Here is a 25,613-nt window from a genome sequence, read left to right as displayed (position 1 = left end):
TTTTATCGATAAGTGACAGTAGGTTAACGCTAGTCTTGCCAGCGTTCATTTATCAATTGCATTAACTCGGGCAGGCTGACGCCTAACTGTTTAGCCTGCGACAACAAAGCATCGAGTTGGGGTTCGAGCATGCTCGCCCCCGATGCCATAGTCTCAGTGCGCAGCGCGACTTTTGTCGCTTGGCCGCGGCGGCGTTCGAGCCACCCCTGATCGACAAGCTGCTGAATCGCGCGGGAGACAGTCATAGGATTCACCGCAAGATACTCGGCAATCTGGCGCACAGAGGGCAAGACATCATCCACTTGTAGCTGACCGCCCACAATTAAACGCACGACTTGTTCGTGTAATTGCTTGTAAATTGGTTCACCACTACTGGGGTTGACATTTAAAAGTTCTAACATTAGCCTCTACACACTGTATTAATACATTGATACACCGATACACTGGTAGTTAAATTAACACACTCGTCCTGAAATGCAAAAAGGAAAGCGCGCATGATAGATAGCATGACACACAGGAAGTTAAGCAACACCGCTCAACGCCCTTCGCCAACTCGGCCACGGCATGGCGCTACTAATGCCACTGTTGCCACATTGCGTACGCGTATTTTAGGCTCGCGTATGTTAAGCATAAGCGCACTCATGCTGGCGATGGCAAGTACGGCGACGTGGGCGAGTGATGTAAAAAGCCAACAGACACAAGCGGCTGATATAGCGAATAACACCGACACTTGTTATGTGGAAGGCGTATCCGATCGCCTAAACTGCGGTTTTGTGACTGTTCCAGAAAATCCTAACAAACCCGATGGCAAACAGATCCAAGTGCATTACGTCGTATTGCCCGCGGTGAAAAACGTCAACCATGAAGAAGCCTTACTCGCCATTGCTGGCGGTCCAGGACAATCGGCCATAGACAATGCCGCGGGTTTCGATGCCATGCTGAGCAAAGTCCGCCAACAGCGGGATATCTTGCTGATCGACCAAAGGGGCACAGGCCGCTCGAATCTGCTGACCTGCGATGAAGGCGCGCAATCTCCACTGTCATTCGATGATGACAATGCCGACACCAAAGCCGAAACCCAAAAATGCTTAGCCAAAATCGATGCCGACGTCACCCAATACGGTAGCCTCAACGCGATTAAAGACTTCGAAGCCGTACGTCAGCATTTAGGCTACAAAAAACTGCATATTTACGGCATCTCCTACGGCACGCGTATGGCGCAGCTTTACATGCGTTTATACCCGGCACACTTAGCCACAGTGACCTTAGACGGCATAGTGCCGATGCAACAAAGCGTATTAGAAATCGGCGCATCGATTGATCGAGGCTTTGATTTACTCTTTAAAGATTGCCGAGAAACCACCGCTTGTCATACGCAGTTCCCTGAGCTGAAAGCCGAATTCGACCAAGTTGCGGCCTCACTCGCCAAAGCGCCTGTGATGGAAAACGTCTACGACCCTGTCACGGGTGAAAAGACCATGTTGACCATGACGCGCGGTAAGTTCTACGGCTCCATCCGCATGGCGCTGTATCAAGCCAATGTGCGCGCCTTAGTGCCCCATGCGATTCATCAAGCCGCGAAACACAACTTCCAACCCATACTCGGTTTGTATTCCCTCACTATCGACAATGCTGGCATGGCGATGGGTATGCACGCATCCGTGGTCTGTGGCGAAGATATGCACCGTATTACGCCCGCCATGCGCGAACAGGCTCAGCACTCCTTTATGGGCAAAACTATGCTCGAAGGCTTAGAAGCCACGTGTGAAGTATGGAAAGTCCCCGCGGTCGATAAAAGCTTTAGCGAGCCCATCAGCAGCGACATTCCGACCTTGTTGTTATCCGGCGAAATCGACCCTGCCACACCGCCGAGTTGGGGCGAGTTAGCGATGGAAAAACTCACCAATGCCAAGCACTTTGTCGCCCCCTATGCGACCCACGGCGTGGCCTATCAATCCTGTGCCAATAACCTTATCGCCGATCTCGTTCGCTCGGGTTCCGTTAAAGATCTCGACGGCGAATGTTTAAAGAAAGATGTGCGCCGCAGCTTTTATTTAAATGCCAGCTCGGTAGAACCGCTTGATGCGACCAGCACAAAAACCACGACAACGGATGACCACGCCAGTACAGGGGCCAAGGAGTAAGCCATGATCAAAGTATCCCATCTTTCCAAGCGCATCGGTGACGTACAGGCGCTCAATGACTTAAGCTTCGTCGCACAAAACGGCCAAATAACAGGATTGCTCGGCCCCAACGGCGCGGGTAAAACTACCTGTTTACGCACGATTTTTGGCTTGCTGAAACCCGATAACGGCAAAGCAGAAATCGAAGGGATAGATGTCGCCATCGACCCTATCGGCGCTAAGCAGCAACTCGGATTATTCCCCGACCCTTTTGGTCTGTACGAACGCTTAACGCCACGGGAATACATTCGTTATTTTGCCGAGCTAAGCGGCTTATCCTCTAAGGATGCCAAGGAGGCCACCAGCCAAGTGATTGCGAAATTACGTTTGGAAGACATTAGCGATCGCCGCTGCAAAGGCTTCTCCCAAGGACAAAGGATGAAAACCGCCCTCGCACAGGCCATTGTCCACAGCCCGAGCAATATTATCCTCGACGAACCAACCCGAGGGCTCGATGTGATGAGCACTCGCCTGCTGCGTGACATTCTTATCGACCTTAAGAATCAAGGACATTGCGTGCTGTTCTCTAGCCATGTGATGCAAGAAGTCGCCGCGCTGTGTGACCAAGTGATCGTTATGGCTCAGGGCAGAGTCGTCGCCATTGGTAGCCCCACCGAACTGTGCACCCAAACGGGTAAAGACACACTCGAAGAAGCCTTTATTCAACTGATCGGCACAGATGAAGGGATAGCGGCATGATGACTCAGCAAAGATTACGCCCGCAGGTTTTAACCTTTAAGAGCTTGATATGTAAAGGCGTGGAATTTAAGAACATGGTTAAAGGAATGACAGCATGAATAAAATAATGGCTATGGTTCGTAAAGAACTCATCGACGCCGCCCGAGATAAGCGCTCTGTGATGGCAGGGCTTTACTACGCCATCGGCACGCCGCTGATCATGTGCGGCCTATTTATGGTGTTAATTGGTCAGCTGACGAGTCCAGACGATCTAAAAATCACTATTACCAATCCCGATAAAGCACCGGATTTAGTGCGTTTTTTGTCGAATAAAGGCATTAGCAGCGGTGAAGTGAAGGACAGTGAGCTTAAAGCCATAGAGCTTATCATCAGCCCCGACTATGCCGCGCAGATGAATCAAGGCAAAGGCGCCGAGATCACGATTGTTGCCGATAATTCCGATGAAAAACTGCAAAACTCGATTCGTAGACTCGAGAAGCAACTGCAGTCCTACAGCACAGAAATGGGCAGCCTACGACTGATTGCCCGCGGTATCGATCCTCGCGTGATGCAGCCACTGAAGGTCAGTGTCCACGACCAAGCGACAACAGACTCTAAGGGCGGAATGATCTTAGGTATCGCGATTTTCACTATGATTTACTCGGTATTTATCTCGGGCATGAACCTCGCCATAGATACCAGCGCGGGTGAACGCGAACGTAACTCGCTAGCTCTGTTACTCAGTCATCCATTGACCACACGCCAATTAGTGCTGTCGAAAATCATCGCTGTGAGTCTGTTTGCTCTCTTAGGCTTAGTGCTGATTTTGCTGGTATCTAAAGTCGCCTACACCTTTGTACCTTGGCAGGAGTTAGGCTTTAGCGTCAACATCACCACAGAATTTATGGCGCTGATGTTAGTGGTCGGTATCCCTGTTGCGTTAATGGCCGCTTGCTTGCAATTGTTTGTGTCTTTCATGGCGAAAACCTTTAAGGAAGCCCAGTCCTACCTAACCATGGTGTTGTTTGTACCCTTAGCCTTATCGATGGCCGCCAGCTACAACATAGCGCCAGACATACTGCAGTGGCTGCCGGTCTCGGGTCAGCAACAGGCCTTAATGGACTTTATCAAAGGTAAAGACTTGCCCATGTTGCAGTTACTGGTTTCGACCTTAGGCACGCTCGCCATCGCAGTACTACTCGCCTTTGGCATGGAAAGGTCGCTCAAGAGTGAAAAAGTGATCTTCGGTTTGTAGGATGCTTCGATTGATCAACTTGGGGCAATAAACTTTAACCGACAAACTTGGGAACGACTATCCTGTCGTTCCCAAGTTGAAAACCTCAACAGTAATGGGAGTTTGTTATGGAAAACGAATATGTCTTAATGGTGATTATGGTCACCTTCATCATAGGAATCAGTGCCACTGAAATGTTTAAGCACTATCTAAAGGCGCGCCAACTTGGAGTCGGCACCACAGACGATAGCCACCTTATGGATAAAGTGACTCAACTCAGCCTACAAAACCAAGCACTAATCGAGCGAGTGCAAGTGCTTGAAAAAATAGTGACAGAGCCAGAGTACGAGCTAAAGCAACAGATTAGCGCGTTAAAATAAGAGTCAGGCCTAAAACCATTAGGGTTACTGCAAGATGCTGACATTAAGATTCAAACTCGCACTACGACCCTTGTCGTCAGTGACAGATAACTTATAGTCACCCGCCGTCGAGGGCCGCCACTCTAAGGTCTGTTTCGGTAAGCTTTGGCCGATGAGATCCCGCCCAACAAACCAGTACAATATACTCGCGTCGGATGCAGCATCGGCTTTCAATGCAATATGTTCATTTAAATGACTTTGCCTCAAGCTATAAGTGACATTTCTCAGGGGGGAGCGAATAACAGGATCTATGCTAGTGAGCTGAATAGTGTTACGACACGATTCGGGCAACTGTGGCGCTAACTTACGTGGTAACCCCGCCTGCTCAAATAAACTCGCCATGTCCGAAGGCCAGAAAGCGAAGACTTCTTGGTGCTGGGTTTGAGTATCATAGGGTGGACACACTGCCATACCCGTTTGATTATCAACCCAAACAGGACGATGTAGCGTAGACACTTTGACGGGGGAGACGCCGGGAATAAACCAACCCTCAACCACTTTAGGGCACCACAGGTTAGGCAACTCACCTGATTCGGCGCAAATGTTCACTTTTTTCACTGTACTGGGTTGAGCTAAGGCTTTATCGGCGGTACTCGGCAGACTTGCCTGCAAAGCATCACTGATGCTAAAAAATAATGGCCCAGCTATTTCAGCACCAATAAAAGCAGCATTCGGCGTTGCATCGAAATTCCCTACCCAGACCACCAATACATAGGGGCCAGCGACGCCAGCGCTCCAGGCATCATGGAATCCCCAAGAGGTACCCGTCTTCCAAGCCACACGCCAGCCCTGCTTAGGTAAACCATCGGCGCGCGGATTGTCTTTAAGCATATCCAACACAAGAAAGCTCGCAGCTGGACTCAATAACTGAGTGCTCGGCGGATTAATGGGCTGATCTGTCCTCTCCCGTAAAGGATAGTAACGTCCCTCACTCGCTAGCATTAGGTAGAGTCTGCCAAGTTCCATCATAGTCAACTCGCCACCCCCTAAGGCAAGTGCTAGCCCATAATGGCTTTCTCCCCTTAGGCCAAGTATCTGGGCTTGTCGTAAAAAGCCGTACAAATTAGGACGAGTCAACTGTCCGGCCAACCACACTGCAGGTAGATTGCGGCTCTTGATCAAAGCATCGTGGGCACTAATAGGGCCCGTGAAGCGATGGTCGAAATTCTCCGGTTCAAAACTCCCAAAAGCGGTAGGCGCATCTTTAATGATACTTTGGGGATGAATAATTCCTTGATCTAAACCTAACGCATAGAGAAAGGGTTTCAGAGTCGAACCCGGGGAGCGGCGGGCGACAACACCATCAACCTGACCATAAATCATGGGATTAAAAAAATCAGCTGACCCCACCCAAGCCTTAATCGCCTGATCACGGGTATCGATCAATAGCGCTGTGGCATTATTCACGCCTAAATGGCGCTTACCCGCAACATACTGACGAATTCGCAGTTCAAGCAGCGTTTGTAATTTAGGCTCTATTGTCGTGTGAATAATGGTCGCGTCTTGGCGTAGTTGTCGACGCGTAAAATGGGGCGCCTTAAAAGGCAGCTCGTTGCGTTCAGCCCCTAGGGCCGTCAACACCAGCAAGCCTTGATTACGAGGATCATCTGGATAGGTCTGCTGCCAAAATAGCGCCAGCCTATCCCTCGCCGCTTGAAAGTCTGCCTGAAACCGAGCCCGACGCGCTGGACTCTGAGGCATAACCGCTAAGCTCAAGGCTTCGCTCAAAGACAACTCAGCCGCGATTTTATGGAAATAAATCTGACTTGCAGCACCAACCCCTTCGATATTGCCCCCCATGGGAGCGAGGTTAAGATAAGCCTCTAATAGCTCATGCTTGCTATAACGAGCCTCTAACCAAAATGCCGCCAAGATCTGCTCTAATTTGCCCGACACAGTGCGACTGTTAATATCATAAACTCGACGAACTAACTGCATAGTCAGGGTCGAGGCACCTTGACGATCACCGCCAACATAAGTGGCTAATATGGCACGTACTAATGCGACTGGATTAACACCTGGGTGATAATAGAAATAGCGATCTTCCTTTAACAACATGACCTTAATCATGATGGGGGAGATATCCTCTAAATCTTGCCAGAGTCGATATTGGCCATCAGTGGCTAAGGTCAGGCGCATTAAAGAGCCATCGGCAGCCAACACCTCACGTGAACTGGGCATCAGTTGGCTCAATGGCTGCGCAGGCCAAAGTCTAAGCCCTAGCAATATGACGGCTAGGGCGACTAAGGCTAAATAAACGGATCTCATGGAGCAGAGATCACTAATTCACTGCCCGCCCCCAGTGCTTGTTGCAGAGGATCATACAGCCCTTCAGCATAGGCAGCTGGCACTTGGAAATGGCCAACATTGGTTGCGCGCGCTTTGTAAGTAAAGCTGCCCACATCACGGCTAGCCGTACCATACAATACGACTCTATCCTCACGGACATTGAGCCAAGAAGGTGACCAATCACTCCGTTCGCCAACGCCTATTGGTGGCTGCCAACCACTGAATTCTTCACCTTTGTCTCTATATACTGGCTCAACACCACCGGGGAGCAGATCGATAACAACGACTTGTTCCAGCTGTTCGAGCGACGTCGCACGCAGTCGCAATCGAACTAAGAACTCCTCTCCGACTTTCAATCCCTTAAGCGGCTCGCCCTTAAGATCGAGATAATCGCGACTCACTTCTAAACCGTGACTGAAAGCGGCAACGGGCTGCTTATCGAAACCGGCTTCCATCAACATATAGAAAGCATCGGCAGCCCCCGTCTTTTGGACTTTGACCTTATCAGTAGTAAACGGCAACTCAGCCTTGGGCAAGGTTTGCAGCAGCCACTTGTCCGCCACTTGAGCGGTTAACGTCAACTCACCACTGCTTGCTTGCTGATCGTAAGCCGCCAGTGCTCGTACTAGCGTTCCAGCAGATAGAGAAGTATAACGTTGTGCCGATAGCCAGTTACCCACACGTTCTAACAATCCCTCGGGTAGCTTCTCAAGGCGTTCTGGTGCGTGGCGGGCGACTAGGGTTAGCAATTGAGCATCATGAACCAAAGGATCTAAATATAGATCGAAACGCTTCGGCGTTTTCTGCATTAATTCCCATGTTTGTGCTTCCCACAATGGCTTCGCCAGCGACTGTTGCTGCATAAGTGTGAAACTCGCCGCTAGCCAAGCACTCGCAATATCAGACTGCCAATCTTTAGGATAATAACGCTGTAATCGATCGCGAATATCAGCCAGAGCACCGCTGACCTGCACACCTTGGCGAGCCAAGAGATAAGTGCCGTAGGCGCGCTGACGCAACTCGCTCAAACCACTACTCGGGCCAGTGCTCAGCACAGATAAATAGCCATTGGCTCTCTCTAGCATGTCCTGCGGTACAGCATAGCCATTGCCTTTGGCGTCCAATAGCATATCCACGACATACAGGGATACCATAGGTTCAACAACGGGATTTGCAGCCCATAGACCGAAGGCACCTTCACTGTTCTGGCGGCTACGGAGCTGAGCAATCAGTTGATTAAAGGCGGGTAAATTCTCCTGCGGTTTCCCTAATATCAGGGCTGGAACAGATTTAGATACCAGTTGTTCGGTACAGGCATGGGGATAACTATCGAGATAAGCACTTAATCCCTGCGCCCAGACCAAGGGGCTACTTTGCAGTCCCGCCTCTTTGCGGCTAAAAGGCTCAAATAGCTTCCGCTCCAGCGATAATTGCTTCTCTGCACTATCTAACACTGCCGTCTGCAACTGCACGCGATTCGTGGTTAGAGGCCGGATTGAAATACTCTCTCCAATCTGGAAATCTCCTTGTTCACCCTTGAGCGTCCAATGCAACTTCGCCTCTCCCAGAGGCTCAATCGCCTTGAGTTTGAAACGCGCCGTGGCCTCTTGTCCCGGTAGAATATCAAACGATTGCTCAGCACCCTCTAGCTGGGTCAATCCACCCTCCAAAGATAAAGCCACTTGGACATGGGTAGATGTAGGCTCAGTGTTGTAGAGTCCAAGCGTGATTTCGGCCTCATCACCTGGAGCCAAAAACGCGGGCACATTTGGACTCATCACCACTGGCGCCTTCACGTGAACTGAAGCTTCGGCAACACCCATATTGCTGTCAGTCACACTGACGGCAAAGAAATGAATCTTTCCATTAAACGTATCGGGCACACTGTAATTAAACTGCTGTTCACCGGCGCTGAGCTCCTGTAGTCCAGACCAATATACGACAGGCGATGCACGTTTACGCTTAAACGGATTCAAATTTGCAGCGAGCAAAGCTTCGGCATCTCCGCCCGGTGCGGCATTACGCATTAACACGTTAAGATCTGGTAATAACAAGTCTAAGATTTGGCTCGAGTTTACCGTCAACGCCTTTTTAGCAAAGAAGTGTCCTAACGGATCGGGAGTTTGATAACGGGCGACTTGTAATATGCCTTCATCCACCCCAAAGACCACGACTTTTGAAGCTGTAGACAAGTTCAAGCCAATTTTTAGCTCATTACCCGGCTTCATCTGCTCTGGCAGGCTTAACGATAAGGGCTGACGACGCTCCCCTAAATCTATCTTAAAGGGTTTAACCGCATAGGATAACGGACTCATAAAAATCTCATCAGAGTCTGGCGCACGCAAGAACTGCACATTCACATAGGCATTGCCTTCTATCCCCTTTGGCAATTGGATCGATTGCACCGAGCGACTGCTATCTGCTTTAAACCATTTAAATGCATAAACTTTATCTCGCTCAATGGTGATCAAACCCGCACCAGTGTAGGGAGCTTGAATCGCGAGTTTGATCGTCTCGCCGGGTTGATACTCATCTTTGTCTAACTTGAGCTGGAGTTCAGCATTACGCTCTAAGGCACGACTCGCATTTCCCTGACCCGCAACACTATAGTCAATTTGGTTAAGCTGGCGCCCTTCGGCATCGATGATCCTTAATCGGTAATCACCAGACTCACGCGTATCGAGAGACAAATCGAGTTGACCCTGCTCAAGCTGTAAATCTGTGCTTTCCAATAGCGTATCTTTACGACGTGACTCATAACGATACGTGCCATCATTTTGCTTCACCAACACAGAGACCCAACGTCGAGCAATACGTTCAGCCTTAAGTTGTACGGCTTGAGGTTGTAAATCTTGACCCACAGTCACTAGCTTAAGATGCCGTTCTCCACCTTTGCTAATAAAGCCCAAATCACCATCGGCTTTATAACCCAGTAGCATATCGGCGCTCGAGACCAGTGCCTGATCTTGAGCACTCACACCTCTACCGGATCCTGCCTCATACACTTTTGCAAGCAGATGCAACTTGAACGTCGTCTGTCCGAAACGATCTAAGGCGAGATTCAGCCCTGCAACGCCTTCTTCATTGGTATTCACTTCCGCTAAGGTCTCACGGAAGGATTCTTTCAACTCACCTAACACACCAAAGTAATAACCTGGCCACTCCTTAAAACTAATATCCGTGGGCGACAGTACAATTTCGCCCGTCACGCGTCGATCGCCCGCGGGTCCACCAAACAGCTGCTCAGCCTGAACCTTAGCCGACACGTCCTCAGGTTTTAACCACCCTAAACCAGTGCCGCCATCCGTCGCCCCTAGGGTTACTCTGACCTTGATACGATCAGGTTCAAAATCGCGAACTTTAAAGCTCACCTCACCCAAACGAGTCAAACGATGTTTATCGCGGATTAAAGATAAGCTGGCAGTGTACTCACCTGCCACAGCGGCCTCGGTACTGCTAAAGTCCAAACTGTTAAAACCGCTCGCATCTAAATTAAATATGCGATCTAATACATTAATGCCCCGCGGATCTGTCACCACCATTTTGACTGGCAAGCCCTTAAAAGAGGCTGCCCAACTCTGGCTCCTGACTAAACTCGCCACATGGGCCGTTTCACCTGGTCGATATAACCCTCGGTCAGTAAAGAGATACGCGCTCAGCGTATTAGGATCTTCACTCTCGTAGCTACCGCCAATATCAAAACGGGACATATCGAGCTGACGGTGCCAATCGCCTATCGGCAAGAAAGACACATCTCCGGCTTTTTCTACCCGATAGAAAAGCGGCGTTTTTTCACGACGCAATTCACCTAACTGAGGTAAATGCACATGCCCTTGTGGATCAGTAAGTCCTTGCGCCACTGGCAGACCGTTGCGTCCGACCACTTCCACCTTGGCATCGGCAATTGCTAAGCCCTTGGATAATGACTGCACAAATATATCCAAACTGCCGTCGACACTGCGCTTAGCCAAAATCCCCAGATCAGTGACTACCACAAAACGTAAATCATGGGCCTCACGTGGATAATCGTCGAAGGTACCGTAATTATTCTCTTCGGCTGGCGTTAACTTAAGCACAAAAATGCCGCGCTTATCCGCGAAGTAGGATTTAAGGTCCACCTGACCATAGGAGGTTTTAGCGGGGTCAGTCGATGCGAAGCTTTGGGTTATTTCAGTGCGTGTCACCAGTCGGTCGAAGGCGGCATTGTTAAAATACTGAGCCGTGAAAATACCCGAATTCTGATCCACCAGCTGATGAAGTTGATCGGGCAACAGTTGACCGACCTCAATCCTGACATCTGCAACACCTCTCACTAGATAACCTAAACGTTGATCATCATTTAACGTTAGTAGCGCGCCCTCGCCGAGGAACGAAAGCGCCTTGGGATATTCCGGCATACGCACCACGGAAAAAGCGGCATCACGGGACAAATAGCCACCCTGACCTTCCACATGCTTAGCCACTTTAATGGCAAGATAACGCCCCACAGGTGCTTTAAATTTAAAGCTATGTAACTGATTAAGGCCTTCCGCTCCAGGGTTTTGACTCAATGACACTTTCGGTGCTGCAAGCAACACTGAGTCAGTGACATTTTGAGTATTCCAGTACGTATTCCCTTGGGGATCTTTCTGGGGCAACAACCAAGCTTCGACCTTGCCTTTAAGTGCCTCATCTCCCACGGGACGAGAACTCTCCATGGTCAGTACAGGCTCAGGTTCTTCCTTATCGTTATAGGCGAAACCAATTTGCGCTGCGGAAAAACTCAACTGATAACGTCCCGGCACACTAACCTGCGTACTGCCTTCTGCGGCCGCATTCCCGCCAGTTGCCGCTTTAATCCCTTTACTCAGTTCTAACTTAACCGAGCTCGGTTCCAATGGCGTCGCTAAAGGCGCCGAATGAATATAGGCATTGAGGTGTTTATCATCGAAGGTCAGCTCATAATCACTGTCTTGGCTATAGGTTAAACCTGGGCTTAACAGTACAGACAAGGCTGGCTTAACGGTTTGTGTAGCGACGGGATGACTAAAATGAACGGTTGCGACAAACTTTTGAATATTGGGCTGATTCGGATCATGGTAAAGGCGGGCATCGCTAATATTGGCGCTGAAGGGAGCGGTCTTAAACTCGAGGCGATACTTATCCAGTAGAATATGACTGGCTAATAATGTGTCACTATCCAGTGTGAGATCGTAGGCTTGATCCACTGGCCAGTCACCATCAGGTTGAAACTGTAGATGTTTATCGCTCGCCCAGCGCCATTGACCTGCAATAGCGGGGCTCAAATGGACGCCCTTATTCAAGGGTTTGCCTATATTATCGAGGGGGGCAACTGAATCGCTAAAACGAACGACGAGCGGTGCAACCTGAGTCGTCTCAGCCTCGTAATTAGTCAATGACGGCGCGAATATTCTAGACTGCACTGTTTGTGGTTTAGGTAAATGCTGATACCAATCCCACGCCTTCCATAGGCCTGCTGCAACGAATAATAGGGCTAATAGGCTACCGATACTTTTGCCTGGATGAGCTTTGCACCAGCGCATCCAAGGTGGTGATTGCCATTGACCAAAAATATTTGCTAACAGAGTCTTCATCCCTAATTTCTCCTACATCCCCGCGGATGCATCCAATGGCAGTATGACCAACACGAATTAAATAAATACCCACATCAACCGAGGCGAATGGGGCTAGATGTTACAACCCATAGACGATTTTGCGTGGGCTATGTATTTCCATCCACAGCTCCGCCGCAGCGTCTGCCTAGACTGACAGCAACCAAGTTTAACCTAACATCCCAATAGATTACTTAGCCTTAGGCCTGAATGGCTTGATCACGGCTTCGTTGCACTCTAAATACGGGCCTTCCATTAAGTCGATACAGTACGGAATGGCGGGGAACACGGCATCTAAACATTCGCGAATCGATTTTGGCTTACCGGGCAAGTTCACGATCAACGAATCCCCCCGTAGACCTGCGGTTTGGCGCGATAAAATGGCGGTGGGGACAAATTTTAATGACTCGGCGCGCATCAACTCACCAAAGCCTGGCATCATGCGATCGCATACGGCTTCTGTGGCTTCAGGGGTAACATCGCGTTTCGCAGGTCCTGTGCCGCCCGTAGTGACAATCAAACAGCAGTCCTGCTCGTCGGCCATTTTGATCAGCGTCGCTTCAATCACATCCTGCTCATCGGGGATCACTTGATAAATCGGCTCCCACTCGCTGGTGAGGTAGTCGTTGAGCGTGTCGATAATCGCCTTGCCTGAGATATCTTCATAAATCCCCGCGCTGGCGCGATCGCTTACCGTCACAATACCGATTTTTGCTTTGCTCATAGGAAATCCCCAATGATGTTGAAATAAAACATACCGAAATAAAAATGTCGACATCTAGCATGGAAGAAGCCGCTGCAGCTTCGACCTTAAGTCGCAGCTAAAATAGCATAAATGCTCGGGAAAGGGGGCGACTAAAACGTGATTAGGTTCGCGCTATGCTATTGAAAAATGACGAACAGAAAATCTAAAAGGCAAAAAATCCAAGGTCAACTCAACAGGCTCGCCTTGGATTTTATCGTTAATGCAGTCAGGTTTAGCTAACCTGCGCCAACGTAGGTAAGGAGGGAAACGCGCCCTTTTGTCCGCAGGTAATCGCGCCGCAGCGAGTGGCAAACACCACCGCCGCCTCTAAGTGCGCTTTGCTTTCGAGCCTTTGTTTCAAGGTCAAATTGCCTAAATCGTATTCCAGCTCTAAGCCTAAGGCGAACAGGAAGCCTGAGATAAAACTGTCGCCCGCGGCCGTGGTATCGACGGCTGAGATTTTGGGAACTGGGACGCTAAACCTTTGCTGCGCTGTGATGCATTGCACTGGGTTGGCGCCATCGGTGACCAAAATCACCTCAACCCCTTGGGCGAGGCAGAACTGCAGATAATCTTCAAAGCTCTTATCCCGCGCCAGCGCTAAATAGTCCGCTTCTTCGCGGCTCATTTTCAGCACTTGGGTGTAACGGAAACACTGCTCAACCCGCTCGGCCAGTAAAGACGTATCCTGCCACAGGGATAAACGCAGGTTCACATCGAAACTCACTAAAGTCGCGAATGCATTGGCACAACGCGCGCCATAAAGGCTAGTGTTAAAGATGGCAGTTTCAGTAAAGGTATTCGAACAAAGGTGAAAGATATCAATCCCCTGCCATGGAATATTGTCAAAATGCTGATTGCTGTAGCGCATGTCGGCTGTGCCATTTCGGTTAAACTCAAAGGTGCGCTCACCCTGTTCATCTAAATTCACCAGCACAGTCGCGGTAGCGGCGCCCGGCACTTCGGCCAAATAATCGGTCGCCACGCCCTGATCCGCTAAGGCTTGCTTTAACATGACGCCATAATGGTCGGCGCTGATGCCACCGGCAAAATAACTCTTACCGCCGAGTTTAGCGTAACCCACGGCCACATTGGCGGGCGCGCCACCCGCAATCGGCTGATGATGTTTGCCCGTGGCATCGGTTGGCAGCAAGTCTACTAACACCTCACCGAAACTGAGTAATACCGTCATTTTCACTCCAACTTTGTTTTCTATATTCTGTATTCTGTAGCAGGCAAAAAGCCCACTTTCATGGGCTGTTTTGGGCTTAACATTTTTTCTGTAAAAACAGTTTCTGTAGCAAGATCCGCTTAGAACTCGTATTTAAGCGTCGCACTCGTGGTGCGGCCATTAATGGTACGGGCACGGATGATATTGTTATCAGGGATTGAGCCTTCTTCCGCTTCAGTAATACCCGTGACATTAAACAAGTTGTTGACGTTTAAAGACACACTCATGGCTTCGGTCAGATTGTAAGTTGCAAAGGCATTTACTTGGTTGTAGCCGTCGAAACTTAAGTCGTTATTATCTTGAGCATAAGAATCCGTGGTACCGATTAAGTTAACGCCCACTGAACCTTGGTCAAAGTTGTAACGACCCATCAAAGAGTAGATAAAGTCAGCCTGTCTTCTTGGGGTGTTACCCACCACTTCTGGCGTTAATGCATCTTTAGCAATCTCAGCATCGGTCCAGGTTAGGTTGCCTCTAAAGTCGAAGTCACCGATAAAATAGGCAGACTCGATTTCGATACCTTTGGCTTTGTACTTACGGTCGAAGAAACGTTGGCTGGTGGCTTCAAAGTTTTGCTCTTCGGTTTCAGAGTAGAACGCTGTCGCGAACACAGACAGATCATCGTAACGGTACTTAACACCTAACTCATACTGGTCAACGATATCAACCGCATCTTCCTTCGCCACTGAACCATCGGCACGCACCTTACCAAATAACAGACGGTCGGCATTGGCGCGGCCACCGTGGCTCAAGCGTGCAAAAGCAGCTAAGTCACTGGCAAACTGATAGTTAGCACCTAATGAGTAAGAGGTGTAGCTCCAATCGTAGTTCACTGGCTGAGGATTCGCATTATCGATGGAAGACACGCTCTGCTCAGGGATTGAAATCACCCCATCGAGATTCATATCCACTTGCGATTGCACGCTACCGGCGTAGTTACCGCTCGCATCACCACTGTCATAACGCACACTGGCATCGAGCGATAAGTCACCAAAACTCGAGGCTAACGCGAGGTAAGGCGCTTTAATGGTGTAGTCGGTATCGTAATTACGTTGGCAACAATTTCCCCAGTAAGGTACGCCATAACCATAGAGGCCATTGTCAGAATACGCAGTACCATCGGCGGCAACCACATCTAATAGCGCGGCATTATCGCCTTTTACTTCCATCAGATAAGAGTTCCACATCCAGGTCATGCTGATGTTTTGCACCGCATTGTAATAACCTAAGGTCACGCTGGTATCGTCGAAGGTTTTAGTCAATTTGAAGTCGTTTACGATTGAGCCAAAGTCATTCATCTGCACATCAAAGGTATTGATACGCATGGCTAAACCGTCCATCTGACTACCAGAATTAGGTCCATTGGCGTAAATCAACTTAGCGCCAGTGCCTGCAATACTGGTCGCGATGTCGCTACCGTTGGCCACTTCGGCTGGGAATGGCGCAATGAAGTTACCGCTCACATCGGAGAAGCGGAAACGGTTTTCTACCTGCCAATCGTTACCTAAATCGAAGGAGGCTTCTAAGCCGACAGAATTAACTACAGGATTCATGCCATCGCGCATATCGCCACGGCGACGTTCGCCATCGGCACCTAAGCTCAAGGTTGATTGGAAATACGCGGATTGAATTGCATCGGATTTAGCATCAAAACCTGGGATTGAACTGCCATCTGAGTACATAGGCATAGGTAAGTAACCAATGCTTTTATCGTCTAAATGTTTGAAATACAGACGAACATAACCCTTATCGAATTCTTTGGTTAAGTTAGCTTTGATCTGGCCGCCTTTGTTGGCGTTATAGCCAGCGTCGCGTGGGCCTTCGCCCGTGCGCACAAAACCGCCCACATGAAAACGCAGGCTGTCGTTGATGCTAGTGCCGTATTCAAAGTCGGTACGGAAAGTGTCGTAATCCAGCCCTAAGGTGGTAGCAACACTGCCCGAATCCGAAGTACCGGTTTTACTGATCACGTTGATAATGCCGCCGGGCGCATTACTGGCCGCAGTCGATGCCGAGCCACCACGGATAGATTCAATGGTTTGCACTGTTGAATCTAAGCGTAAAAAGATGTCTGCGTTACCGAAGGCGATATCGCCAAACTGCAGGATTGGCAAACCATCTTCTTGAATTTGTAGGAACTTAGCACCACCAGACGCCACAGGTAAACCACGCACGGCAATGTTAGCGTTACCTTCACCGCCAGTAGACTCGACCTTCATCCCCGGAATAATACGAAATGCCTCGGCCGATGAACGTGGTGAGCTCACTTCAAGCTCAGCCAGTGACACACTGCTGACTGACACACTCGAGTCCATAACACGAGTGCCGCGGGCAACCCCAGTCACGGTAATTCTTTCTAAACCTAACGCGTCTTTCTTGGCTTCTTCCTGTTGCGGTGCTTCGGCTGCCCAAAGGTGAGAACTCACCAACACGGCCAATGTACTTAACAAGAATTTCTGTGATGTGCTTTTTATCATTTTTATGTCCCCACCCATATTTGAGATGCAGCCCTATCTCCCCATGGCTGCCTCTACCGAATTGTGATTAATCGAAGAACCATCTTAGTGATTGCTCAAGGTCATATTGAACTTAACCTTGAATCAACTTAATCGATTAAGTTAACAAGTTAGCAACTTGGTAACAAAAAGCAAGTGCGTTTTTTGCACAGTTTTGGTTCTCACTCTAGGTGCACTAGGTCAAAGTATTGATTAATTGAAGAAATGTGACAGAAAAATATTTTCTGTCACAACCCAAATTAGTGCGCTTCAGCCGTTAACAAATGACGGGCAGGATCTTTAACGAGATTAAATCCGCTCAGGAGGCATAACAAAATGGCAAAACCAGTGGCGAGGTAGAAGCCATATTTAACATGGCCGAAAATATCGCCCACTAACCCCATCAACAAGGGGCCAACGGCGGCGGACACGGCAGTAAAAAACAGAATCACCCCAGCCACAGAGCCATGCTGATCTACGGGAAAACAACTAATCCCCTTAGAATTAAGCGTGGGATACATCATCGACATAAACAGCCCGGACAAGGGCAATAAGACAACAGCCGCTTCAATGCCGTAGATCATAGACCCAAGATAACAAGCACTTATCGCGAAGCTAAACCAGAACATCACTTGCTGCCACGGGAAGCGATCGAGCACCCACCCCCCTAAAAAGCGCCCACCCGCACGCAGGGTAAAGAAGATCGTCAGGGCATAAGCGGCCAATGTGGTGTAATCGCCTTGATAACTTTGCAGCAAGGTCGGCATCCACACATAAATCGCCACTTCGGTGGCAACATATAAGCCAATCGCGAGTGAAAACCCTAATGCATAAGGGTTTTTCATCATCTTAAAAGTGCTAGCAAGGTTAATGGCATCCGTCGAAGAACGTTTGATTTGCGGATAATCCGCTCGGTAAGCTAACCAGCACAGCACTAAACAGAAGCAACCTGCGCCAAAATACAGATACTTCCAAGAGACGCCGCTGATCAGTAAATAACTAACAATGGCTGGCCCTATCATGGCGCCGACACCAAAGTAGCCCTCTACCGTATTCATAGTGCTCGAATGCTGTTTTGAGGAAGTCGAGATATCGCCGATAAGCCCGAGTGCGCCGGTTTTAAAGACGCCAATCGCCGTGCCGACAAAGGCAAGTAGGAACAAGAAATAGTAAAACGATTCCCCCAGCGCGAACATAAAGCAGGCGAGCGCGAATAATAATAACCCCAATAGAATGGTTAACTTACGCCCAATCTTATCTGCTAAGAAGCCTAAAAACAGTCCACTCATCGCGATAAAAATCATCGGCATATAATGGAAAGCACTGGCCTGCGACATGGACAAACCAAACTGGGATATCAGCTCTGGAATAATGACACCCACGGCATCTGAGGTCATAGCGAACATGAAAAACATTAAATATGTGAGTACCCGAATACGGGTGTGATTGCGGTTATCGCAACCTTTTGAATCACTTACCATACCATTTCACCTTATCGTTATTATACCTACTCGATCTCAGCAGCTCAGCAGCTCAGTAACAGCATGCTGAAAGGGTTTCGGCTTTTGTGTACAGCAGTGAGCCAGCCTCCCCCAAAACTTGAGACTAACTCAAAAATCCAACAAACCACTTGAATAATGTTTCATATTGGTTAAATATACAACTTAATCGATTAAGTTTAGTTGTGCAATCAATTAAAGGATTGCCATAAACCTTTACTCTAAAAAGACAACTCAAGCGTGGGCAAAGTATGAAAAACCAAGTGCAACTGATCACCTATGTCGACAGGATTACCAATGCCGGGCTCAAGGAGCTCAAAGCGCTGCTCGATGACGAGTTGCAAGGTCTATTCGGCGGCGTACATCTTTTGCCTTTCTATTTCCCCATTGACGGCAGCGATGCGGGCTTCGATCCGATAGACCATGTGCAAGTCGATTCACGCTTAGGCAATTGGGATGACGTTAAACGCATTGGTGACGACTACGACATCATGGCCGACCTTATCGTTAACCACATGTCCGCCGAATCGCCAGAATTTAAAGACGTGCTCAAGCACGGCAAACAATCGGCTTACTGGGATTTATTTTTAACCAAAGACAAGGTATTTCCTGAGGGGTTAAGCGAGCAAGATCAAGCCGCTATCTATCGTCCGCGTCCGGGCAGTTGTTTTAGCACTTACACCTTAGCCGATGGCTCGACCGAAGAGTTTTGGACCACCTTTACCCGCAATCAAATCGATATCGACGTTCATTCCGCCGCGGGTAAAGATTATTTAAACAGAGTGCTGGCGCGTTTCGACCACAGTAAAGTGAATCTGATCCGCTTAGATGCTGCGGGTTATGCAATTAAAAAGCCCGGCACTAGCTGCTTTATGATTGAAGAGTCCTTCGAGTTCGTGGATAAGTTAGCTAAGCAAGCCAATGCGTTAGGTATGACAACGCTGGCCGAAATCCATTCGCACCACATGACTCAGGTCGAGATCGCCAAACGGGTCGACATGGTGTACGACTTCGCCCTGCCACCGCTCATCTTGCACACGCTGTTTAGCCAAGATTGCCAAGCCTTGACCCATTGGCTGGAAATGGCGCCACGCAACTGCATTACCGTACTCGACACCCACGACGGCATCGGCATTATCGACGCCGGCCCTATGGATGGCTTGCGCGGATTATTGACCGAAAATCAAATCGATAATCTGGTTGAAACCATACATGGCAACAGTAAGGGCGAGAGTCTTCAAGCCACAGGCGCGGCCGCCAGCAACGTCGATTTGTATCAAATCAACTGCACCTATTACGATGCCCTCGGTCAGAATGACCTAGATTATTTGATGGCGCGGGCGATTCAGTTTTTCGCACCGGGTATTCCGCAGGTGTACTACGCGGGTCTGCTGGCTATTCCAAACGATATGGATCTGCTCAACAACACCCATGTCGGTCGCGATATCAATCGCCCTTATTTGAACCGTGAAAAAGTGCAGCAAGCCATGCAGAAACCTGTCGTTAAGGCGCTGACTCAGCTGATTAAACTGCGTAATAGCAGCCCAGCCTTCGATGGCCGCTTTACGATGGCATCAGCAGAACGCACGTTAACCTTATCTTGGACAGCGGCCGATTCGCAGGCAAGTCTCACCCTCGACTTTGCCAATAAAGATGGCCAAATCATCCTTTTAGATAAGCAAGGTAAAGAGACACAAGTGTCGTTATCAAAACTGTTGGCTCAAGCATAAGCTTGCGTTCCTGTTCGGACTTGAGCTTAGGTTTAAGTTCAAGCTAAGCGGCATAGTTTTGAGATAGCAAAAAGGCGCATTCAATGCGCCTTTTTTAGTTAAAAGATGTAGCGATTAGCAGCTCTTACCGAGGCGTAATTCATAGCCCAAGACTTCCGCATGCACCGCATCACTGACAAACATTTGCGCCGCTTTTCGGCCCTTCTGCTCAGAGTATTGATAGACAGTCGTTAACGGCGGATTTGAACGTGTGCCTTCATCTATACCATCAAAGCCCACGACTCGCACATCTTCAGGAACATTCAGCCCCATGGCCTGCGCCTCACCGAGCACACTCAAGGCGATTAAGTCACTCATGCATAAAAACACATTCGGCCGTGGAGTCGAGTTCAGCGCTTCTTTTGCCGCTATCGCCGCATAGTCGGCATTGCTCTCGGGGATATTCCAAATGCGGTCCTGCCCCAGTACAACGCCCACTTCTTCAATCGCTTGCAAGTAACCCTGTAATCTTTGATGGGCAACAGAGGTATCGATCTCTAACAAATTCAAATCATAAACGCGGCACGTTAAGTGGGTATCGAGCAAACGTAACCCTAAAATGGCCACATTGTCTGTGAGTGACTGCAATGCCAGTTTCGCCACTTCATAGGCGGCTAACTTATTGTCTATGCTCACTGATGCATTGCGGTGGATATCAAAATCGACCGTGACGACCTTTTTCTTTACCTGCTTTAACTGCTCGGCCAACAGCGCATTGCGCGGGCGACCATAACAAATAAAACCATCCACAAAGTCGGCCACCGCATTCACGCTGTCTGAGCTGCCCGAAAACAGTAGCAAATTGAGTTTCTCTTGCTCTAAGACAGAGGCTACGCCCTTCATAAATTTACTGGCGACGGGATCGGACACCATGTATTCCACGCTGTCCGACAGTACCAAGGCGACAGTATCAAACTTGCCCTTACGTAGGGATTGAGCCGCTTTATTTGGTCCGAAATATCCTAACTTAGTACAGGCAGCTAAAATGTCGTTACGACGTTTTTCCGATAATTGGTCGGGGCGATTAAACGCGTTAGAAACAGTGGCATTAGAGACACCCAACTCGTTGGCTATGCTCTTTAGGGTCCAGTGTTTTGTTGTTGTCATGCTTATGTCCTGGAATCGAATAAGGCCACAAAAATACGGCTCAGCGCAAATAGTACACGGCTTAAATGGGTCGTGCACCTGCAAATCTAGGCTTAATGCGCAGTTTCGCTATCGTGATCTTTTAATGCCGTCGCAGGAGATAGAAAACCGACTATCGCGGCACACAATGCCACACCCGCAGCGGCCATAAATCCATATTGGAAGGCGTGATGCACCACCTCTGTCGGCAATGTTTTAATCGCGGCGATGCCAAGCTCTGAACCCGTGAGTGGCAAAAGACTATAAAGCAGCACACTAAACAGCGCAGTACCGATAGCAGCGCCCATAGAACGACACAGTGACACCATGGCCGTGATCTGGCTGAGTCGCGCCTTGCCCGACACGCTCTGCACCACGAGCTGCACACTCGGCATCACAGTCCCTAACCCTATCCCGACCAACACACCTAAGCCGCCGATCACATTGGCATTGGGCGGCACAAAGCTAATCAATAACAAGCCGATGAAAGCTAAGCCCATACCAAAGGTCGGCAACCACTTAGGCGCAACATCTTTGCTTAACAGTCGGCCTGCTATCGTCGAGCCAGTAACAATACCAAAGGTCATAGGCAAGAGCAGCAAACCGGTTTTGGCGGGATTGGTGTGTAAGCCCACTTGCAGATAAATCGGCAGGAAGAAGATCATAGCAAACAAACAGGCCGCAAACAGCGCCGCCGTCAGCAGTGGCATATAAACGGCCTTCTTCGCCAGTAAATCTAACGGCAGAAACGGGCTCGCCAATCGCCGTTCCCACAACAGCAGACCTAGAATGCCGAACACCACAAAAACGGCAAAGCCTAAGCTGGTCGCAGAAAGCCAAGCAAACTCTTGCCCCGCTACAGATAACCAATATAACAGTGCGGTGATAATGGTCGGAAACAAGACCACGCCCACTAAATCAAACTTGCCTTGGCGAACGGGTTTAACGCTGCGCTTATGCAGCCCATTGAGTCGCCATACGGCCAGCATAGCCAGTGGAATATTCGCCCAAAACAGCCAATGCCACGAATAGGCATGCACCACAATACCGCCAATAACAGGGCCGCCAACACTCGCGAGGGTAAACATAGCAGCAAAATAGCCTTGAAAACGCGCCCGCTGCCGAATGGGAACTAACTCACCAATCAAAGATTGAGACAAACTCATCAAGCCGCCACCGCCCATGCCCTGCAAGATACGTCCGGCGATCATGTGATCCATAGTGCCCGCACTCGCCGAAACGATGGAGCCCAGTGCAAAAATCACTATGGCGATCATCAGGATTTTCGCGCGACCGAAGTTATCCCCTAACCAGCCATAAATCGGCACAGAAGCGGCCATCGCCAGCATATAACCGATAGTGATCCACGAGGCTTGGCGCAGGCCGCCAAGATCTTCAACTATGGCTGGCGTTGCCGTGGCGAGTAAGGTTTGATCGACCGCCGCCAAAAACATGGGCAAGAATACGGCCGAGAAAATGGCGAGAAAAACAGAAGTCGGTAAAGGGTCACTCTGGGATAACGCAGGCTCTAAGGACATATTGTCTCCGCTAACTCATCAGCCCAAGTGCATAAAAGAAAGTGCATAAAGAAGATGTGCTAAATTCGCCGTGCATTCCAATACTTAGACGCCCAATAGCTGTTATGCAGGCTCGAAATCTTCACCCCTTGGCTAGTGGAAACATGGAGAAAATTATCGTCTCCCACATAAATGCCGACATGGTGCGTGCTCCAACCTGTCTTGAAAAATACTAAGTCGCCCTTGCGCAGTTGATTTCTCGGCACAGGTTTGCCTAGGGCTTGTTGTTCTTCAACCGTGCGCGGCAGCGTCATACCCAACATCTTCTGATAGGCGACCGACACAAAGGCCGAGCAATCTATGCCCCGCTTAGTGCCACCGCCTAAACGATAGGGCACACCGCGCCACTCAGAATGCAGTTCGGAGATATTGCTATCGTTCCAAACCGTGGCGGGTTCAACTTGCTTTACCACAGGCTTAGGTTCTGGCGCGCTAGCACAAGCGCCAAGGCCTAAGGCTAAGATAACTATCAATAATCGTTTCATAGCTTCAAACTCATTGCAGGCAGATTTCACAGTAACGTAATTTTGAGTTTTTATCAGGTAAATTCAGGGCGGCTGGGGATCAAAATGCCCCAACACCCGCGCACTCTAGCAGACTAATGTAACCCAAAGCTTAAAACTATAACGCGGTCCACAATAAACGTACGCCCACCAGCACCATTAAAATCAAGATGATGCGTTTAAATAACCTGTCGTTAATTTTATCTTGAATAAACAAACCTAGCTTTACCCCTAGCCATGCCAGCGGCACCAGTAACAGAGAAACTAAAATATTCTCTTGGTTAATCTGCCCAAGCAAACTGTAGGGGATAAGCTTGACCAGATTTACCACAGCAAAAAATACCACCGCCGTGGCTAAAAATTCTGCCTTAGCCAAACGCAGCGGCAACAAATAAGCGTTGAGTGGCGGCCCGCCCGCATGGGCAACAAAGCTAGTAAATCCTGCTGTTAAGCCACACAAGCGTCCTACTAGAGGTGAAGGTGATGCTTGGGTTTTATCCCCCAGAATCAAACCATACAAACCAAAACCAAGGGACACACAACCTAAAATCGCCCGTAGATATTCTTCATTCAACCTATCAAACAACAGATAAGCGATAAAAATACCCACTATCGCCGCGGGCAGTAATATCCATAAATGACGCGGATTATGTTGCCCCCACCAAGAACGCACGCTTAAAAAATCCATATAAATCAGCAGCGGTAACATAAGCGCCGCCGCGGTGGTAGGGCTAATGGCCAGCGCCAATAGCGGGACAGTTAAGCCGCCCACGCCACCCGCAAAACCGGATTTAGAAATCCCCGTAATCAAGACTGCGGGTATCGCCACCAACCAAAAAAGAGGGTCCGTTAACATCAACACATCCTGAATAACGCTTTATGGCTATCAAGTTACCTGTTGTTGAGGTGATAAAAAAGCAAAAAATCCGCAACCATTTAGCTGCGGATTTTTGTTTTAGCTTTTGGCTAAGGCGGACTAAGTGTTTGTGCTTACGCCGATTCTGCCGTCATGTTCACTAAGCGCGGTGTACTCTTAGTCGCTTTCTTGGCTGACGCTGGAGTTTTAGGCTCTGGCATACGTATGGTTAATGACATCACTAACGCCACCACCAGCAGCACTAAAATCACGTTGAAGGTCGCAATAAAGCCACCAAATAACGAGGCGACAATCGAACCGATAATACTGCCGACACCGAAACCTAAGTAGATAACCCCATAGTTTTTAGTCAGGTTATTAAGGCCGAAGAAGTCGCTTACCAATGATGGATAAACAGTGATAGTACCGCCAAAACTAAAGGCAACGCACGCAACGGCAACGAAGAACAGATTAGCATTCAAAGGTACAAACAGTAGTAACACCATACCGACTAAGGTGATGATCTGCGCCAGCGAAATAACGCGAATGCGGGGGATTTTGTCCGACAGGATACCCAGCACCAAACGACCACTGAGGTTCGCCATGGCAATTACCGCAACCGCATTGGCGGCGACCAGTACAGGTAAGTCGACCATCTTCTCGCCGATATCTTTCGCTACACCAATCACATACAAACCACTCATACAGGCCGACAGGAACATCAGCGCCAACATCCAATATTGCGGCTTACGCATGGCTTCTGCGAGGGTGAAGTCGCGGCTTTCGGCTTGCTGACTTGCGGCTGATTGTGCAGGCGCATCTTTCATCAACATGCCGCCACATAACACCAGCGCCATGGCGATTAAACCCCACAGTTGGAAGGTGGTTTCAAGGCCAGTATTTTCGAGTAACAGCACATTGATGTACTTAAATCCAAGGCTGCCTAGACCATAAGCGCCAATCGCTAACGCCGAAATCAGCCCTTTGCGTTCGGGGAACCACTTCACGCAGTTAGATAAAGTCATTAAGTAGCCAGTGCCATCGGCAAAGCCCACTAAAATCCCAGCACACAGGTAAAGCATCATCAAGTTACTGGCTTGGGCTGTGAGTAAGAATCCGAGCCCGAGTAATAGGCCTGCGCCTAAGGTGACATTACGCACGCCGAAGCGTTCCTGTAATTTGCCCGCCATGGAAGAAGCCACGGCCAAAGACAAACTCAGCAAACCAAATACAAACGCCACTTGGCTGACTGGCTCGTCGAGCTTCGCGGCCAACTGCGCATTGAACAGGCTCCAAGTGTAAACTGAGCCGAGTGCAAACTGGGTGATAATAGTACCAACTAAGGTCAGGTACCGAGTACGGTTCATCTCTTTAGTCATGATGCATCTCGCTTTAGGG

The 25,613-nt window shown here is 49.2% G+C and carries 17 protein-coding genes; 5 read left to right on the top strand and 12 right to left on the bottom strand.

Annotated features, from left to right (window positions below):
• Window positions 1-29 precede the first annotated feature (29 nt).
• Window positions 30-401, bottom strand: a complete 372-nt coding sequence (locus tag DYH48_RS22065; protein ID WP_006084836.1) for a GntR family transcriptional regulator — start codon at window positions 399-401, stop codon at window positions 30-32.
• 93 nt (window positions 402-494) lie between these two features.
• Here DYH48_RS22065 and DYH48_RS22060 point away from each other — a divergent pair, with 93 nt between their 5' ends.
• The 4 genes from DYH48_RS22060 to DYH48_RS22045 all read left to right on the top strand — a co-directional run bounded on the left by DYH48_RS22060 (window position 495) and on the right by DYH48_RS22045 (window position 4,475).
• The gene (locus DYH48_RS22060) at window positions 495-2,144 is read left to right on the top strand and encodes an alpha/beta hydrolase (RefSeq protein ID WP_115335926.1); all 1,650 of its coding nucleotides are present in this window, start codon (window positions 495-497) and stop codon (window positions 2,142-2,144) included.
• 3 nt (window positions 2,145-2,147) lie between these two features.
• On the top strand, window positions 2,148-2,882 hold the full coding sequence (locus DYH48_RS22055; protein ID WP_115335925.1) for an ABC transporter ATP-binding protein: 735 nt from the start codon (window positions 2,148-2,150) through the stop codon (window positions 2,880-2,882).
• Between the two features lie 94 nt (window positions 2,883-2,976).
• On the top strand, window positions 2,977-4,116 hold the full coding sequence (locus tag DYH48_RS22050) for an ABC transporter permease (RefSeq protein WP_115335924.1): 1,140 nt from the start codon (window positions 2,977-2,979) through the stop codon (window positions 4,114-4,116).
• Between the two features lie 107 nt (window positions 4,117-4,223).
• Complete coding sequence (locus DYH48_RS22045; protein WP_115335923.1) at window positions 4,224-4,475, top strand: hypothetical protein; 252 nt, start codon at window positions 4,224-4,226, stop codon at window positions 4,473-4,475.
• Between the two features lie 24 nt (window positions 4,476-4,499).
• Here the strand turns inward: DYH48_RS22045 and pbpC are convergent, their stop codons facing one another.
• From pbpC to DYH48_RS22015, 6 genes are all read right to left on the bottom strand, one after another.
• On the bottom strand, window positions 4,500-6,782 hold the full coding sequence (pbpC, locus tag DYH48_RS22040) for a penicillin-binding protein 1C (RefSeq protein ID WP_115335922.1): 2,283 nt from the start codon (window positions 6,780-6,782) through the stop codon (window positions 4,500-4,502).
• Complete coding sequence (locus DYH48_RS22035) at window positions 6,779-12,397, bottom strand: alpha-2-macroglobulin family protein (protein ID WP_115335921.1); 5,619 nt, start codon at window positions 12,395-12,397, stop codon at window positions 6,779-6,781. The genes pbpC and DYH48_RS22035 overlap by 4 nt, the downstream gene beginning before the upstream one ends.
• Before the next feature lie 208 nt (window positions 12,398-12,605).
• The gene (gene mog, locus DYH48_RS22030; RefSeq protein ID WP_006083754.1) at window positions 12,606-13,139 is read right to left on the bottom strand and encodes a molybdopterin adenylyltransferase; all 534 of its coding nucleotides are present in this window, start codon (window positions 13,137-13,139) and stop codon (window positions 12,606-12,608) included.
• Window positions 13,140-13,392: 253 nt separating this feature from the next.
• Window positions 13,393-14,352, bottom strand: coding sequence for a carbohydrate kinase family protein (locus tag DYH48_RS22025; RefSeq protein WP_012196493.1), 960 nt, complete (start codon window positions 14,350-14,352; stop codon window positions 13,393-13,395).
• Between the two features lie 119 nt (window positions 14,353-14,471).
• Window positions 14,472-16,868, bottom strand: coding sequence for a TonB-dependent receptor domain-containing protein (locus tag DYH48_RS22020; RefSeq protein ID WP_012586370.1), 2,397 nt, complete (start codon window positions 16,866-16,868; stop codon window positions 14,472-14,474).
• 278 nt (window positions 16,869-17,146) lie between these two features.
• Window positions 17,147-18,367, bottom strand: coding sequence for an MFS transporter (locus tag DYH48_RS22015; RefSeq protein ID WP_006083757.1), 1,221 nt, complete (start codon window positions 18,365-18,367; stop codon window positions 17,147-17,149).
• Window positions 18,368-18,636: 269 nt separating this feature from the next.
• On the opposite strand from DYH48_RS22015, the gene gtfA reads away from it, so the two are divergent.
• The gene (gene gtfA / locus DYH48_RS22010) at window positions 18,637-20,115 is read left to right on the top strand and encodes a sucrose phosphorylase (protein WP_115335920.1); all 1,479 of its coding nucleotides are present in this window, start codon (window positions 18,637-18,639) and stop codon (window positions 20,113-20,115) included.
• Between the two features lie 114 nt (window positions 20,116-20,229).
• On the opposite strand, the gene DYH48_RS22005 is transcribed toward gtfA, so the two are convergent.
• From DYH48_RS22005 to DYH48_RS21985, 5 genes are all read right to left on the bottom strand, one after another.
• On the bottom strand, window positions 20,230-21,261 hold the full coding sequence (locus DYH48_RS22005) for a LacI family DNA-binding transcriptional regulator (protein ID WP_115335919.1): 1,032 nt from the start codon (window positions 21,259-21,261) through the stop codon (window positions 20,230-20,232).
• 92 nt (window positions 21,262-21,353) lie between these two features.
• Window positions 21,354-22,817: an MFS transporter gene (locus DYH48_RS22000; protein ID WP_006084820.1), complete on the bottom strand. Its 1,464-nt coding sequence runs from the start codon at window positions 22,815-22,817 to the stop codon at window positions 21,354-21,356.
• Between the two features lie 59 nt (window positions 22,818-22,876).
• Window positions 22,877-23,341 (bottom strand): NlpC/P60 family protein, encoded by a 465-nt coding sequence (locus DYH48_RS21995; protein WP_006083761.1) that lies wholly within the window; start codon window positions 23,339-23,341, stop codon window positions 22,877-22,879.
• 136 nt (window positions 23,342-23,477) lie between these two features.
• Window positions 23,478-24,215 carry a sulfite exporter TauE/SafE family protein gene (locus DYH48_RS21990; protein WP_006084819.1) on the bottom strand — a complete coding sequence of 246 codons (738 nt, stop codon included), beginning with the start codon at window positions 24,213-24,215 and terminating at the stop codon, window positions 23,478-23,480.
• Window positions 24,216-24,349: 134 nt separating this feature from the next.
• Window positions 24,350-25,594 carry an L-lactate MFS transporter gene (locus tag DYH48_RS21985; protein ID WP_115335918.1) on the bottom strand — a complete coding sequence of 415 codons (1,245 nt, stop codon included), beginning with the start codon at window positions 25,592-25,594 and terminating at the stop codon, window positions 24,350-24,352.
• Between the last annotated feature and the right edge of the window lie 19 nt (window positions 25,595-25,613).

This window comes from Shewanella baltica, from assembly GCF_900456975.1.
Lineage (GTDB): Bacteria > Pseudomonadota > Gammaproteobacteria > Enterobacterales > Shewanellaceae > Shewanella > Shewanella baltica.
This window is presented reverse-complemented; position numbering and strand designations above follow the sequence as displayed.

Bases quoted from the DNA above. Each gene is read 5' to 3' on its own strand.
- DYH48_RS22000 (WP_006084820.1), bottom strand. From the start codon at position 22,817: ATGTCCTTAGAGCCTGCGTTATCCCAGAGTGACCCTTTACCGACTTCT.
- DYH48_RS22065 (WP_006084836.1), bottom strand. From the start codon at position 401: ATGTTAGAACTTTTAAATGTCAACCCCAGTAGTGGTGAACCAATTTAC.
- DYH48_RS21985 (WP_115335918.1), bottom strand. From the start codon at position 25,594: ATGACTAAAGAGATGAACCGTACTCGGTACCTGACCTTAGTTGGTACT.
- DYH48_RS21990 (WP_006084819.1), bottom strand. From the start codon at position 24,215: ATGTTAACGGACCCTCTTTTTTGGTTGGTGGCGATACCCGCAGTCTTG.
- gtfA (WP_115335920.1), top strand. From the start codon at position 18,637: ATGAAAAACCAAGTGCAACTGATCACCTATGTCGACAGGATTACCAAT.
- mog (WP_006083754.1), bottom strand. From the start codon at position 13,139: ATGAGCAAAGCAAAAATCGGTATTGTGACGGTAAGCGATCGCGCCAGC.
- DYH48_RS22045 (WP_115335923.1), top strand. From the start codon at position 4,224: ATGGAAAACGAATATGTCTTAATGGTGATTATGGTCACCTTCATCATA.
- DYH48_RS22020 (WP_012586370.1), bottom strand. From the start codon at position 16,868: ATGATAAAAAGCACATCACAGAAATTCTTGTTAAGTACATTGGCCGTG.
- DYH48_RS22050 (WP_115335924.1), top strand. From the start codon at position 2,977: ATGAATAAAATAATGGCTATGGTTCGTAAAGAACTCATCGACGCCGCC.
- pbpC (WP_115335922.1), bottom strand. From the start codon at position 6,782: ATGAGATCCGTTTATTTAGCCTTAGTCGCCCTAGCCGTCATATTGCTA.
- DYH48_RS22060 (WP_115335926.1), top strand. From the start codon at position 495: ATGATAGATAGCATGACACACAGGAAGTTAAGCAACACCGCTCAACGC.
- DYH48_RS22055 (WP_115335925.1), top strand. From the start codon at position 2,148: ATGATCAAAGTATCCCATCTTTCCAAGCGCATCGGTGACGTACAGGCG.
- DYH48_RS21995 (WP_006083761.1), bottom strand. From the start codon at position 23,341: ATGAAACGATTATTGATAGTTATCTTAGCCTTAGGCCTTGGCGCTTGT.
- DYH48_RS22015 (WP_006083757.1), bottom strand. From the start codon at position 18,367: ATGGTAAGTGATTCAAAAGGTTGCGATAACCGCAATCACACCCGTATT.
- DYH48_RS22035 (WP_115335921.1), bottom strand. From the start codon at position 12,397: ATGAAGACTCTGTTAGCAAATATTTTTGGTCAATGGCAATCACCACCT.
- DYH48_RS22025 (WP_012196493.1), bottom strand. From the start codon at position 14,352: ATGACGGTATTACTCAGTTTCGGTGAGGTGTTAGTAGACTTGCTGCCA.
- DYH48_RS22005 (WP_115335919.1), bottom strand. From the start codon at position 21,261: ATGACAACAACAAAACACTGGACCCTAAAGAGCATAGCCAACGAGTTG.